The organism is Marinifilum sp., assembly GCF_965230805.1.
Taxonomy (GTDB): domain Bacteria; phylum Bacteroidota; class Bacteroidia; order Bacteroidales; family Marinifilaceae; genus Marinifilum.
Genome location: NZ_OZ246019.1, coordinates 3,106,625 through 3,121,496, shown reverse-complemented (window position 1 = coordinate 3,121,496; position 14,872 = coordinate 3,106,625). Strand labels below are relative to the sequence as shown.

At 37.2% G+C, this 14,872-nt stretch carries 13 protein-coding genes; 8 read left to right on the top strand and 5 right to left on the bottom strand.

Going from position 1 to position 14,872, the window contains the following annotated elements:
- Window positions 1–139: 139 nt before the first annotated feature.
- The 5 genes from panB (at window position 140) to ACO05S_RS12610 (ending at window position 6,693) form a co-directional block, all read left to right on the top strand.
- The gene (gene panB / locus ACO05S_RS12630) at window positions 140–958 is read left to right on the top strand and encodes a 3-methyl-2-oxobutanoate hydroxymethyltransferase (protein ID WP_421918366.1); all 819 of its coding nucleotides are present in this window, start codon (window positions 140–142) and stop codon (window positions 956–958) included.
- A gap of 50 nt (window positions 959–1,008) precedes the next feature.
- Window positions 1,009–1,713, top strand: a complete 705-nt coding sequence (locus ACO05S_RS12625) for an RluA family pseudouridine synthase (RefSeq protein WP_421918365.1) — start codon at window positions 1,009–1,011, stop codon at window positions 1,711–1,713.
- 922 nt (window positions 1,714–2,635) lie between these two features.
- Entirely contained in the window at window positions 2,636–2,878 is a 243-nt protein-coding gene (locus ACO05S_RS12620; protein WP_421918364.1) for a hypothetical protein, read from the top strand.
- A gap of 258 nt (window positions 2,879–3,136) precedes the next feature.
- Window positions 3,137–5,287 (top strand): TonB-dependent receptor, encoded by a 2,151-nt coding sequence (locus ACO05S_RS12615; protein WP_421918363.1) that lies wholly within the window; start codon window positions 3,137–3,139, stop codon window positions 5,285–5,287.
- Window positions 5,288–5,967: 680 nt separating this feature from the next.
- Complete coding sequence (locus ACO05S_RS12610) at window positions 5,968–6,693, top strand: hypothetical protein (protein WP_421918362.1); 726 nt, start codon at window positions 5,968–5,970, stop codon at window positions 6,691–6,693.
- A gap of 98 nt (window positions 6,694–6,791) precedes the next feature.
- Here the strand turns inward: ACO05S_RS12610 and ACO05S_RS12605 are convergent, their stop codons facing one another.
- Window positions 6,792–7,277 (bottom strand): cytidine deaminase, encoded by a 486-nt coding sequence (locus ACO05S_RS12605; RefSeq protein ID WP_421918361.1) that lies wholly within the window; start codon window positions 7,275–7,277, stop codon window positions 6,792–6,794.
- A gap of 395 nt (window positions 7,278–7,672) precedes the next feature.
- On the opposite strand from ACO05S_RS12605, the gene ACO05S_RS12600 reads away from it, so the two are divergent.
- A complete protein-coding gene (locus ACO05S_RS12600) occupies window positions 7,673–8,605 on the top strand; it encodes a glucosaminidase domain-containing protein (RefSeq protein ID WP_421918360.1) in 933 nt (310 codons plus the stop codon).
- A gap of 168 nt (window positions 8,606–8,773) precedes the next feature.
- Here ACO05S_RS12600 and ACO05S_RS12595 read toward each other — a convergent pair whose 3' ends face one another.
- Complete coding sequence (locus ACO05S_RS12595; RefSeq protein WP_421918359.1) at window positions 8,774–9,256, bottom strand: hypothetical protein; 483 nt, start codon at window positions 9,254–9,256, stop codon at window positions 8,774–8,776.
- A gap of 357 nt (window positions 9,257–9,613) precedes the next feature.
- Between ACO05S_RS12595 and ACO05S_RS12590 the strand changes: the two genes are divergently transcribed.
- On the top strand, window positions 9,614–12,904 hold the full coding sequence (locus ACO05S_RS12590; protein ID WP_421918358.1) for a WD40/YVTN/BNR-like repeat-containing protein: 3,291 nt from the start codon (window positions 9,614–9,616) through the stop codon (window positions 12,902–12,904).
- Window positions 12,905–13,032: 128 nt separating this feature from the next.
- On the opposite strand, the gene ACO05S_RS12585 is transcribed toward ACO05S_RS12590, so the two are convergent.
- The 3 genes from ACO05S_RS12585 to ACO05S_RS12575 are packed head-to-tail and all read right to left on the bottom strand — an operon-like array spanning window position 13,033 to window position 14,240.
- Window positions 13,033–13,407, bottom strand: coding sequence for a hypothetical protein (locus ACO05S_RS12585; protein ID WP_421918357.1), 375 nt, complete (start codon window positions 13,405–13,407; stop codon window positions 13,033–13,035).
- A gap of 5 nt (window positions 13,408–13,412) precedes the next feature.
- Window positions 13,413–13,976, bottom strand: coding sequence for an RNA polymerase sigma factor (locus ACO05S_RS12580; protein WP_421918356.1), 564 nt, complete (start codon window positions 13,974–13,976; stop codon window positions 13,413–13,415).
- Window positions 13,977–14,036: 60 nt separating this feature from the next.
- On the bottom strand, window positions 14,037–14,240 hold the full coding sequence (locus ACO05S_RS12575) for a hypothetical protein (protein WP_421918355.1): 204 nt from the start codon (window positions 14,238–14,240) through the stop codon (window positions 14,037–14,039).
- A gap of 112 nt (window positions 14,241–14,352) precedes the next feature.
- Between ACO05S_RS12575 and ACO05S_RS12570 the strand changes: the two genes are divergently transcribed.
- Window positions 14,353–14,724, top strand: a complete 372-nt coding sequence (locus ACO05S_RS12570; RefSeq protein ID WP_421918354.1) for a DUF6249 domain-containing protein — start codon at window positions 14,353–14,355, stop codon at window positions 14,722–14,724.
- Window positions 14,725–14,872 lie beyond the last annotated feature (148 nt).

Below are 14,872 nucleotides of genomic sequence, written 5' to 3'. Positions count from 1 at the left end.
TTTAGGCACTTTAAGTATTTTAGGCACTTATTTTACTTTTCACTTGATACTTTATCCTTTTTTATACCTTTGCAATCTGAACTAAAACAGCTTAAGTATCAATTGCACCTACTTATCTATTGTCCAAAATTTTAAGATCATGTCAATTCATAAAAAATCGGTAAAGAGAGTGACAACACATGTGCTTTCTGAAATGAAACTGAAAGGAGAAAAGATCTCCATGTTAACCTCTTACGACTATTCGATGGCTACTATTGTTGATAGAGCCGGAGTAGACGTAATATTGGTTGGCGACTCAGCATCGAATGTTATGGCAGGACACGAAACCACACTGCCAATTACTTTAGATCAAATGATTTATCATGGCGCATCGGTTGTGCGTGCAGTGCAAAGAGCTTTGGTTGTGGTTGATTTGCCTTTTGGTACCTACCAGGGAAATTCTAAAGAAGCACTGAATTCTTCCATTCGTATTATGAAAGAGGCAAGCGCCGATGCTGTAAAGCTGGAAGGCGGAAGAGAAGTGTTGGAATCGGTAAATCGAATTCTATCAGCTGGTATTCCTGTAATGGGACATTTGGGATTAACTCCGCAATCAATTCATAAGTTTGGGACTTATGCTGTTCGTGCCAAAGAGGAAGAAGAAGCAAAAAAATTGATTGAAGATGCCAAACTATTGGAAGAAGCAGGATGTTTTGCAATTGTTTTGGAGAAAGTGCCTGCAGTATTGGCAAAACAGGTTGCCGAAAGTGTATCTATTCCAATTATTGGTATTGGAGCAGGTAATGGTGTTGACGGACAAGTATTGGTGATTCATGATATGTTAGGGATTACTCAGGAGTTTTCACCTCGTTTCTTAAGAAGATATCACAACCTGTTTGCTGAAATCAAAGGAGCAGTTGAAACTTACATTGGAGATGTAAAATCGAAAGATTTCCCTAACGAAAGAGAACAATATTAAAGTTTACAGTTGACAAGTCAACCAGTGACCAGCAAGCAATGACTAATAAGATGGCAAGAGAAAGATTAGAAATACTATACGAGGACAATCATATTATTGCAATTAACAAACGATGTGGTGACATTGTGCAAGGTGATCAGACAGGAGATGAGCCTTTAAGCGAAAAGGTGAAGGCTTACATCAAAAAAAAATACAACAAACCAGGAGATGTGTACCTTGGTGTACCACACCGAATCGACAGACCGGTAAGCGGGGTTGTGATTTTTGCAAAAACCAGTAAAGCACTTACCCGATTGAATAAGATGTTTCAGCAAAAGGCCGATCAAATTGATAAGATTTACTGGGCAGTGGTGCAAAACTGTCCAAGGGAGGAAGAGGAAACACTTAAGCACTATGTACTGAGAAATCAGGAAAAAAATCGTACCAATGTATTCGATAAAGAGAAAAATGGTGCGAAGGAAGCAATTCTTGAATACAAATTGCTAACTCGTTCTCAGAAATATTTCTTGTTAGAGGTGAAGTTGCATACAGGTCGCCACCATCAGATTAGAGCACAGTTATCGAAAGTAGGCATGCCTATCCGTGGAGATTTAAAGTATGGAGCTCCTCGTTCGAAAAATGGAGGCGGAATTGGCCTTCATGCCAGAGAAATTGGTTTTATGCATCCTGTAAAGCAAGAACCAATCAGAATTAAGGCGCCGGTTCCACAAGATGATAATTTGTGGAGGGAACTGGAGAAGTTAGTGGAAGCTTAAGTATAAGTCACATATAGCATTGCTCTTTGTGGATAAACAAAAGCTCTGTTGGGATATCCTAACAGAGCTTTTTATTTTAACCTGAGTTCGAGGTAAAATTCGTTCACAGTTTGATCTGATTTTGAGTAGAAATTTTCTCAAATTTTAGAAGGAATATCGGGATATTTCAAGAAGATTTGAGGAAATTTATGCCGAAAGCAGGCAAACACATAATGGAAAGTTCTCTTTACGACAGCTTCACATTAAAAATTCCTCAAAATAGCCCGCTATTCTTTCCAAATTTTTAATGCAAATCTATCCCAAATAGAACTTTCTGTGGATAGTATTTTACGTCGAACTCACGTTATTTTATATCATATTTTTATTTAGTGGAGATAACATGTGAAAAAATAATGAGGAAAATCATACTAAAAAATGTTAAAAAATAAAATTTCAGTTTATCTGGAAATGTGAACTTTATTTTGAATCAATCTAAAATTATGAATGGATATATTGGTTTTATTGATCATTTTATTGGAGGTTTAAAAAACCCTTTATTTATTGAAAAATATACTACATCCCCCGAATAGCAAAAAGGTAACCCTAAAATAGATATGTTTTTTAGCAATTGAGATTTTGGTGGATGTTAAATTTTAAATACATAATTTTGATTTAACATTTTGCCACGTAAGAATATTGCGAACTTATAGAAATGCCACTCGGGAATATAAATAAACGTTTATCCATTCTCATCCCGAATGGCTAGTAGCTAGTGTGAAGAGTGTTAATAAAACGAATTAAAGTTTTTGAAAATATTTTTCTTTTTACAAGGCAAGGTTTACAGGCATAGCCTTAGCTACGGCGAAAAAGCTTAACGCAGTAGAAAGGAAAATAGGTCAAAAAATTAGTTCGGGGAATTAGCATTCTTTACACTAGGCTACCTTTGGCGAGGGCAAAGCTACTGTATAGAGATGACTTATACAATTGGCAATTGTATAAGGAAGGAAGTTTACTAATAAATTATAATACAATGGATACTATTAAATTAACAGAATTAAGCATACGAGAAATGGATGTGATTAAGGGTGGCCTTATTGATCATGACTCTACAGATGTAAGTTGTTTATGTCCTGGTACTGATGTGGAAGTCTGTGCCTTAACAATGATGGACAAGGATATGAATTAAATAATACATTTGATTTTGGGAAAGTATTTATTGACTCTAAGGGAAATATGGGAACAAATTTTTATGGATCCCCCATTGCAAACTATAATAAACAAAACCTAACAAAGAATCTTTTAGAATACTACAATGAGAATTCTTCATGGTTTTTAACACGCGATAAAGTATCTCCATGTAACGAATGTAATTATTGTAATGTTTGTCCTCCTATTTCTGGTCTTGAATACCTAATTAATCAATTTAACCTTTGCCACATTAATCATGAATAAATATTTCCTTCTGCTTCTATTTTTTGCTTTCACTACTTCATTGTTCGCCAAGGAAATCAAATACCATATTCATGGTACCTTAAAAAATAAAAGTAATTGGGCTGTTGAGTATGCCAACATTGGCGTTTTTAAGGAAGATCAACTCGTTGCAGGTTGTTCCTCAAATATCGATGGAAAGTTTGAAATTAATGTTGATGCGCCTGGCTCATATGAGATAAAGATTTCGCACTTAAATTATACTCCAGTAAGTAAAAGCATTGTATTGAATGCGGGCAAGAGCAATCTTGATTTGAAAATAATTGTTCTTGAGAAGATTGATAATTCCTTATCGGAGATTGTAGTAAGGGGGAACAGGAAATTACATGAAAAACAAGCCAGGAAAGATGTATTTTTCATTTCCAATGAAATGTTAAATCAATCTGGGAATGTAAGAGATTTATTAATACAGGTTCCTACAATTCATGTCAGTCTTGAGGATGATATTAGTGTTGAAGGAGACGGTGATGTTTTGGTTTTGGTGAATGGACGTAGATATTATGACACAAATCCCTTAAAATTATTAGTGCCAGAACAAATAGATAAGGTCGAAGTGAATACCACACCTTCTGTTGACATCGTGAATGAAGGTTATACTTCCATAGTGAATATCATATTAAAAAAAGATAGGGATTATAGTTTAAATGGAAATTTCGATTACGTTTTTCCGAATGAGATGTTAGATCAGGTAAATGGTGCGTTGAGTTACTATACCGGGAGATGGCGTTTTTTTGGAGGCTATAAGCTACATAGTCAGACAAATAATTATAGTATCTCGGAATATAGAACCGAAATTGGTAGTAATGATACGATATTTAAACAAGGGTATAATCGTATTAACCCAAGGTATCGAGAACAATATTATGGTGGGATTGATTGTTTTATTGATGATTACAATACTTTAGGCTTAGCTGCAAACTTAAAAACATTGCACAGAAAAGAATTTTTTAATGAACTCAATTTAATAAATAAAGATTCTCTGTTTAAAACTCAAGGCCTGGAACATCAAGATTACGATAACTTTCAGCTTTCTACATTTTATAAAAATCAATCAAAGGATGAAAAGAAAACTTTGACCCTAGATTTTTTGTATTCAAATTTTGATCAGAACGAAGAGCAAAATCTTAAAGATTATTATTTCGAGACATTAGAAAGTGCTGATAGACCAGAATATAATGAGTTGGATCGTGAGCGCATAAAAGCAAAACTGGTTTACGATATTGCAATTGATAAAAACAGTAATCTGAAGTTTGGAGTTGACTATAACAACGAGAATACTGAGAATTACCTGGAATCAAATAATTCAATTCGTAATATAGAATACGATAACAGTACGTATAGCGGATTTGTTGATTATTTTGCCAGGAAAGGAAAATTATCCTATTGGTTAGGTTTGGCGCAGAAGTACAACAAAAGAGAAATTTCCAATATAGAATACGATAATTGGTGTTTTTACCCAAATGCAGGGATGTCCTATAGTTTTACATCTAAGCTATCGACAAAAATCTCATATGAGAAGAGGGTATATCATCCGTCATTTTATGAACTTGATCCTTACGAGTATTATGCTGACTCCTTAAATGTTAGTGTTGGAAATCCTTATTTAAAAGACTACTATTCTCATAACATAAATCTTAGCGGACAATATCGTTTTGGTCGTAGTTATATAAAAATGAATATTTTCTACCAGATTATTGATGATGATATAGCAAGTGTTACAAGGTATTCTGATCAAGGTGTACAAGCAAACACATATGAAAACTTATCGAAACAAAAGAAACTGGGAATAAAGCTTAACTACTCTTACCGACCTAATAAATATTTCCTACTTGGAGGAAGTTTGAGAGGTTTCTGGAATAGAATAGAAGAAAAAGAATATTCTGATGAAGATTATACTTCCGAAATGTTGACCTATGCTTACATTTATTTCCCTAAGGATTTTCTGGTGTTTGCCAATTACAGGCAGAATGCAACTAGTCTGACCTATGGTGGAGAAACTAGAGGGTATAAGGCTTTTAGTTATGGATTTTCCAAAAAAGTTCTTCAAAAAGAAATTAGAATTTGTTGTAAACTTTTTGAATCGCAGCTTACCCTACGAAACAGTTAATAAATATCAAATTGATAATTACAAATCATACCATAAAATGAATGTAGACATGAAAACAGTTCTGTTTTCGCTATACTATAATTTTTCTACCAAAAAGAAAATGGATAGGAAAGCCAGGAATAGAATCAAATGGCAAGAGGAAGGAAAAGCTGATCTGTTTTAGCCAGAGTGCATATTGCAAGCTGGCTACCGCATTAATTAATGCCTTGTTATAAGATTTAAAAGCCCTTTGGTACCTAAAAAAAGTCCCCTTTCGGGATGAGATATGTTTATGTCGCTAATATTTGATAGGCTGTCAGCTATGACAGACCTGTGAAATTTACACAGAGGTGGTGTTTTGGGATCAACATGTGTGTGTGTTTGGGAGTTGGGCCTCCTTTTGATCCCGACAGCCCTCTGTTATTTGAGTAGAACGCCATATTGAGTGCCAACAACCCATTCGATCTCTGGAATAAGTGCTTTAATTAGTCAGACAAGACTTTAAAATTTTAAAATATACTAATCTTGGATATCAACAGCTTATTGATACTGAAAAATCATACATCTGTTGTATCTGACAGACCTCTGAAATTTCAGAATGATATCCCTTTTTAATCAAACAGGGGCTGAAATTTTAATTCATACACCAATTGTGTGTATTGATACGAATTAATTTTTATTTAACCCAAAATAAGTAAGCTATGCCTTATTTATCACAACCCAATTCAGATGTGCAACGCATTGCATTTATGAGAGCCTGTTTAAGTATGGCGAAAAAAGCAGTAACCAATAATTCTGCTATTTTAGGTGAAACACTTGTTGCCAATTTGGAATCAGGTCTTACCGATTTTGATACCAGTTATCAGTTGTTGGATGCCAGCTTGTCGGCTCGTCAGCAAGAAGTATTAGAGAAAAACGAAGCTGTTGGCGTATTAAAGGTGTATGTACGCGATTTTTATGATGGCTTAAAACGAAGAACTTATCGCTTGCATCATCCAACATCGGTATTTCGTTTGTATGGAGTAAGTTCCGAAGGCGAATTGCCTAAATTCTCAGGTGATAATAACCTGTTTGAAGTAGCCAGACAAATTGTTCTTGGCGATGCAAATGCAGTTGTTGAAGGATACACAGCAATGAGTAATCCTACGGCTGCTGAAGTGCAGGAAAAATTATCTGCTGCCGAAAAAGAGAAAGAGGAAGTTGGTCCTGCCGATAGTGAGTACAACCGTGTGCAAAAAGAGCTGGAAGCCAAGCGCGAACCTATTGATGAGCTGATTAGCGAAGTTGCTGATACCATTCAGTTTGTTATGCGGAAGGAATCGGCCTCGAATGTGCGCCGTATCATGCGAAACTATGGTTTTAACTATCGCTACCTAAAGGATGAAGAAGCAGATGAGGAAGTAGTAGTGGAAAGCGAACAGCAATAAGTTGCAAATAAGTCTCAGGAGTTAAGCCTGAGACTTATCTTTTAAGGTTTTGTGATTTAAAGCTGTTGGCTGAAAGCTGATTGTTTGTAGCTATATATCTATTCATTCAACATATCCTTATCGAAATACAAAGGCATTAACTGTTTGATATTGTCAATGATCTGAATTTTTTTCTCGCCACACAGAATCACTTTTATGGGATGATTGTATCTGTTTTCTGTTTCAAGCAGAACCTGTCGGCATGCCCCACAAGGAGGAACCGGAGCATCCAGAAAGCTTCCATTTGTTCTGGAGGTAATTGCAATTGCCTTAACCGGAACATCCGGGTATTTTGCATTGGCATAAAAAACCGCTACCCGCTCGGCACATAAACCCGAAGGATAAGCCGAGTTCTCCTGATTGTTTCCTTGCACAATCTCACCATTCTCCAGCAACAAAGCTGCACCCACATTAAATTTAGAGTATGGAGCATAGGAGCGATGAGCCGCATCTTTAGCTTCGTTTACCAGCAACTGATCTTCCTTTGAAAGTTCTGCTATCGAATCGTATTCGTAAACAGTTGTTATAATTTGTGTTTTCTTCATTTTAAATAGTCATTAGTAAGTGGTTTATAGTCACTGCATATTATCTGCAAATGACTAATGACCAATTAGCAAGTAAGGCATATGCCACTGTCTGTAGCTTGCTCGCTAAATATACAATAGTTTCGATAATTTCACCATCCTATCAATAAGAAAGCCCGAACAACTTGTGAATAAAAATTGATGCAGAAATACAAATGAATAACAGGATTGTTATATTTTTATGCTTGTTTTAAAAGTTGGAACTGAGAGGTATATAATTTCATTTTCATCTGTTGTATAAATTTTACCATTTGCCGGATGGAAGCCACAAGATCAAAATAATTATTAACCTGTGTTTAATCGTTGTTTTAATCATGCTCGTTTCATATTAAGCAAAGCTATTACTTTAAATTTTTATGAAGAAGATTGTTCTATACACATTGCTGTTGGTTTGCACTTGTTCAAGTGTTTTAGCAAAAAACTACTCCCGAAAAGAGTACATCCAAAAATATAAAGATTTAGCCATTAAAGAGATGGAAAGAACGGGAATCCCGGCCAGTATTACCATGGCACAGGGAATACTGGAATCTCGTAATGGAAATTCGGATTTGGCACGTAAAGCAAATAATCATTTTGGGATTAAGTGTCACGATTGGGTAGGCCCAAGCATGAAATTCGATGATGATAAAAAAGGAGAATGCTTTAGAAAGTATAACAATCCATATGAATCTTATAAGGATCATTCAGAGTTTCTGACAACGCGTCCGCGTTATGCCTTTCTTTTTAAATACAGATCGGACGACTATAAACGTTGGGCACATGGCTTAAAGAAAGCAGGATATGCAACCGACTCCAGATATGCACACAAACTGATTAGTATTATCGAAGCCGAACAACTGTATAAGTTGGATCGAAAAGGTGCCGGTAAAGATTTTTATGCAGAGCCTGATGCAAGTCAGTTGGCAGATATCGATGGAGATTTGAGTATTGATCCGTTTGGTGCCAGACTGGAAGTGGCTAATGGAATTCACTATATCGTAAGCAAGAAAGGCGATACTTTCTATAGCATAGAAAAGAATTTGGGTGTTGAGCGTAAAAAATTACTTCGTTACAACGATCTTCCTAAAAATTACATTTTACAGCTTGATCAAAGATTATACCTTCACAACAAGAGAAATAAAGCTGCCAGAGGCTATAATTTCCACAGGGTAAAAGAGGGTGATTCATTGTATTCAATTTCTCAGCAGTATGGTGTGAAATTGAAAAAACTTTGCAAGTACAATAGAGTGAAGAAAAATTATAAAGTTGAACCTGGAGAACGAATCTGGCTAAGAAAAAAGAAAAGATAGTTGTAATGTGGCTATTTTAAGATGAGTGCCCGGAATTATTAATTGTGCAGGGGCTGACTAAAAAATACTGACCCAATACAATCTTCGCAATAAGTTCGCACATGATTGGTAAATCCAAGGCATTGCCTTGGATCTACAGTTTAGCCCTTAATGCAGCAGCTTAAAAAATTACTTGTAAGAATCCGATTCGAACGAATCGGATTTTTTCTTGCTGTAAACCAGACTGCCACCAATGGTAAGAGCTGCCGATATAATCATGATGTTTTTAATAACATACTGACCTTCCAATGTTGGAAGCAGGATATTTCCCCCCTGAAAAGTAACTTCAGGAAGTATAAATAACGGCATAAAGGTTCCTGTCATCTGAAGGAATAACAGTGCAATTGCAATTCGAGTTGTTTTCTTGAATAAGAAAAAAATGCCGATTAAAACTTCCCACCATCCAATTATATCCACCCAGGTTTCGGCTGCAAACAATGGCATCCAGCTCACCGTTGATTTAACCAAAGGGATGGCCGACGACAATCCAATGGGTTTTAGTATCCCAAACCAAATAAATATCACTGCAAAGGAAATTCGAATTGCCGGGATCGATAATTTCTGCATGTATCCGGCAATGATCAAGTCTAATTTTCTGATTTTTATATCCATCTTCTTATCATTTTTTTATATCATCAATCTATAATTAAAAGTATTTAAAATTTATTAAGTTGAAAAACGAATTTGTTAGTAAGATCATACCAGTTTTGTTTCACGCTAATACCAGTATGAAAGACCTGCTAGTCTTAAAAGTAAATAACCTGAGTTCGAGGTAAAATAATATTCCCATTTTATTCCATGTTATAGAACAGCTGATATCGGCATTGGTTCCACCTAAAAATCAATGATGGCTGATTCGCAACAACGTGTTAGGAATTTCAACAAGAATCATGTAAATTCAACACACTTAAGAATATACAAAATGTTGGAACATGATATAGTGCTTCAACTCATCCTAAAACCAATCTTATGAATATTTTTACATGCAGCCTAAAACGGATGTTTGTAGTTTTGGCATTAGCCGGCTTAATTCTACCTGCACACTCTGTTATGGCAAAGAAAAAAACAAAAGAACCTGCAAAAGATTCCTTAATCAATTCAAGTTTAGTTAGCGGATTAAAATTTAGAGGAATCGGTCCGGCCACAACTTCCGGACGTATCTCTGATTTTGCTGTAAATCCCAATAATCATAGCGAATACTACGTAGCAGTTTCGAGCGGGAATATTTTTAAAACCATAAACAATGGTACCACTTGGATCCCTGTTTTCGATAAATACGGTTCTTATTCGATTGGAGTGGTAAGCATGGATCCAAACAACAGCAATGTAGTTTGGGCCGGAACAGGAGAAAACAATCACCAGCGTGCTTTAGGCTATGGCGATGGTGTTTACAAAACCATGGATGGTGGCAAGAGCTGGAAAAACATGGGCTTGAAAGAGTCTCGCCATATTGGGGGAATCGCAATAGATCCTCGCAATTCGGATATTGTTTTTGTAGCTGCCGAAGGTTCGGCCTGGGGACCAGGCGAAGAACGTGGCCTGTATAAAACCACCGATGGAGGGAAAAATTGGAAGAAAGTACTGCATATCAGCGAAAACACCGGTGTAAATAATGTGATCATCGACCCGGTTGAACCTGATATCATGTATGCCACATCAGAACAGCGTCGTCGTCATGTGCATGCCAAGATTGGTGGCGGACCCGAATCAGCCATTTACAAATCGACCGATGGAGGCGAAAACTGGCGCAAATTAAAATCCGGATTGCCATCAGGTGATATCGGAGGAATGGGCATTGCTGTGTCCCCGGTAAATCACAACTACGTATTTGCCATTATCGAAGCTGCAAAAGGCAGTGGATTCTATCGCTCAACCGACAGGGGCGAGTCGTGGATCAAAATGAGTGAGCATGTGAGCAGTGGACAGTACTACAATGAGATTTATTGTGATCCTGTGGATCTTGATAAGATTTATTCGGTGGAAACCTACTCGCATTATACCGAGGATGGCGGTAAAACCTGGAAACGCTTGGGCTTAAAAAATCGTCATGTCGACGATCATGCACTTTGGATTGATCCGAATGATACCAAACACTTTATAATTGGTGGTGATGGTGGTGTGTACGAAAGCTATGATGCAGGTGCTACTTATGTTTTTAAATCTAATTTGCCCGTTACTCAGTTTTACCGGGTGCAGGTTGATAATGCACTGCCTTTTTACAATGTTTATGGCGGAACCCAAGATAACAATACACTGGGCGGCCCTTCGCAAAATATCAGTCGCAAAGGAGTAATTAACGACGAGTGGGAACCCATTCTTGGAGGCGATGGTTTTTGGGCACAAATCGATCCTAAAGATCCGAACATTGTGTATTGCGAATATCAGTATGGAAATTCGTATCGATACGATAAACAAAGTGGAGAAAAAATCAATATCAAACCTCGCGAAAGAAAAGGAGAATTAGCATACAAATGGAACTGGAATGCGCCAATGATTTTATCGGCACACAAGCATACCCGCTTGTATGTGGCAGCCAACAAAGTATTTCGCAGCGAAGATCGTGGAAACTCATGGCAAGTAATCAGCGATGATTTAACAACAGGCAAAAATAGAGATTCCTTTAAGGTGATGGGCAAATATTGGAGTGCCGATGCCGTGAAGAAACATGTTTCTACCTCGCAGTTTGGAACCATTGTTTCATTGGCCGAATCGCCAAAAAACGAGAAGCTTCTTTACGCTGGAACCGACGATGGATTAATTCAGGTAAGTGAGCAAGCCGGAAATATGTGGACAAAATATGCCAGCTTCCCGGGAATCCCTCAATACACTTACGTGAGTGATATCATGCCTTCTAAACACGATGAAAATGTTGTTTACGCATCTTTCGATAATCGCAAACGCGATGATTTTAAGCCTTATATTTTAAAGAGTACCGATAAAGGAAAAAGCTGGCTTAACATTGCTGGCAACCTGCCAAAGAATGGTACCGTTCACACCATCGAGCAAGACTTTAAAGATCCTGATTTACTGTTTGTAGGAACCGAGTTTGGAATCTTCTTTACCAAGAACAATGGAAAGAATTGGGTGCAGCTAAAAGCCGGAATTCCTACCATTGCCATACGCGATTTAACCATTCAGGAACGCGAGTGCGATTTGGTAGCAGCCAGCTTCGGACGTGGATTCTTTATTTTAGATGACTATTCTCCGCTTAGATCGGTGAACAAAGAACTTACAAATAAAGACGCTGAACTCTTCCCTGTAAAAGATGCCTTAATGTACATTCAAAAAGGAGGAAAAGGAAGCATGGGACATACCTACTATGCAGCTCCGAATCCTGCTTTTGGTGCAACATTTACTTATTATTTAAAAGAAGTGCCAAAAACAGACAGGCAAGCTCGCCATAAGAAAGAAAAAGAGCTGTTTAAAAAAGGTGAATTTATTCCACAGCCAAGCTGGAAAGAAATGGAAGCTGAGAAGAAGGAAGTAGCACCTTACCTCTTGTTTACCATCAAGGATATGGATGGTGAGGAAATCCGTAAGATCACCACTGTGGCTAAAAAAGGAATCAATCGTGTAAACTGGGATCTAAAATTCCCATCGGTATCACCCATAAATAAAAAGGAATTTAAGCCAGGCACTAAGCAAGCATCGGGGATGTTCGTAATGCCCGGCACCTATCAGCTCGAAATGGGAATGGTAGCAAAAGGCAAATACCAGATGCTGGCAGAAAGCGTAACATTTAAAGCACTTACCTTAAACAACAGAACATTGCCAGCCGAAAACCGACAAGAACTGGTGGCCTTTCAGCAAAAAGTTGCTCACATGCTAAAGGCTGTTCAGGGAAGTATGCAGTTAAGCGAATCGTTTAAAGCAAAAATGGCAGCCATTAAAACGGCTTTGTTGCAAACGCCGGGAATCAATGCAAATCTTACTGAAAAAGTGGAAGAGCTATCGGCAGAATTGCACCAGATTGAGTTCCTGTTTAAAGGAGTGCCGGCACGTGCAAGTTGGGAGGAAATACCTCCGGCTCAAATTCCCATCTCCAACAGAATCAGTAATATTGTTGGCACACATTGGGCAAGTACCTCGGGCGTAACGCAAACGCAGATCGATCAATTCGAGATTTTAAAAGAAGAATTCCCTGCCGCTTTGAAAAGATTACAGCATTTGGCCGATAATATAAAATGGCTTGAAGCAGAATTGGAGAAACAGGGAGCTCCTTGGACTCCGGGCCGAATACCTACTTACGAAGTGGAATAGTTAACCACTGATTTCACAAATTGAAATAAGATAAAAAGGGATAAGTCGCAATTGACTTATCCCTTTGTGATTTATATGATTCAGTAATACGAATAATCAATGTAATTTGAGTAATTCGTGGTTTGATATCATTCACCCAACTGATCCTTAGTTCTACTCAGCAAGAAAGAATCAGCCAGTTGAATTGCGGTAATAATAAACAATACAAATGCAATTGGGTATTTAAATTGAATTACAAATTCGAGAAGGAGATTTGCTTCTTGCAGCCCAAAATAAAACAGAAATGCTACCGTAAAAGCCAGAATCACAAGTAGGCCAAGCGACATCATTAAATGGCGCAAAAGAGCTTCCTGAATAGATTTTCTCTTCTCTACTTTTTCCACCACATTGTCGGCAAAATCAATAGGAATATTAATTTCAAAGTCATCTTCCAATATCTCTTTTAACAATTTATCGACATTTTGAAATTCCTCTTCGCTATGTTTTCCTTTGTAGCTATGCATAACAACTAATTTTTAATGCTTATTAGTTCACTCTTTTCAATCAACTCTTTCAATAGTTTACGAGCCCTGAAAATATAATTTTTCACCGTTCCAACCGGCAAACCCGTAATTTCAACAATTTCCTTATAACCCATTTCTTCCAGATGATACAAACTTAAAACAGTTTTGTATTGTTCAGGCAGTTCATCTATCATTTTACGCAGGTAGAGTTTTAATTCATTTTTTTCTGCAATTTTTTGCGGATGATCATCCGTAATCATATCCGAATGCAGAAACTCACGCTCCTTGTCGTCGATATCCGTATCAGCTTTACGCCTTTTTAAATGATTAATCGTTACCCGATAGGCAATCGTTGCTATCCATGTGGCAAGTTTCGATTCTCCCCTAAACTCAGGCAATTTCTGATGCACCTTTATAAACACCTCCTGGCAGATATCCTCCATGTCTTCCTGTTGGTTAAGCAAACGCGCCGCCACATGAAATACCAGGCGCTCGTATTGCTTTACCAAAAACCGAAAGGCCTGTGGATTTCCATTATTTATCTGATGTATCAGCTCTGTTTCCTTCATCTTCTGTTGCAGTAGACAAGCAAGATAAGAAATAGGTTGCACAAAAATTGATGACTTTTTTTAATTAGGGCATTCCCCTTCGGGTCGGGCTATTCGCTCATACTCCTCGCTCCTTCCTCGCTGTGGGGTAAGCGCTTCTATCCCTAATGCAGGCCTTTGCATTCGAAGCATGTGAGTCAGACCTGTCAGGTTTTTAAAACCTGACAGGTCTATTGCTCTAAGCTTATTATCATCGTATCCCGACTTAATTCGTTTTATTAACACTCTTCACACTAGTCGGAATCCCAACGAAAAAAAAATAACACAAGCTGCAACCTTTTTACAAACATCATGGTCAACTAGGCAAAACAATTTCAGAAACTTTAAAATTGAAATTATGCATATAGGAGAATTATTAATGGCAGCAGTGGTATTTTTTGCAATCATCACATTTGTAAAAATCATGTCATCGCACTTTCTAAAAAGAAAAATTATCAAGACAGGTCATTTCGATAGAGCTGAAATTCTAGATCAGAACACAGAAGTGGAAGTAAAAAAACAAGTAAGGTACGACCAGTATCCAGCATTGAAATGGGGCTTGGTAGCATTCTTCGGAGGCTTGGGATTTATCGTTCTGGAAATTCTCGGAGCCTATTATCCAGAGTTTAAAAGCTACAGAAGTGCAATGCCATTCGGAATCTTCTTTGTATTTACATCAATAGGATTCTTGCTGTACTATGTAATCATGAGCAAGAAAGTGAAAGAATAAGAAATAAATATTTACCCCAAACATAGAAGACCTCGCGGAGCATATTGCTTTGTGAGGTTTTTTTGTGCCATAATATTAGATTTTTTTACAAGAAATATTTGAAATGGTGAGCAGTTAAATTATACCATTTAAAATTCAAAGTGTCTTT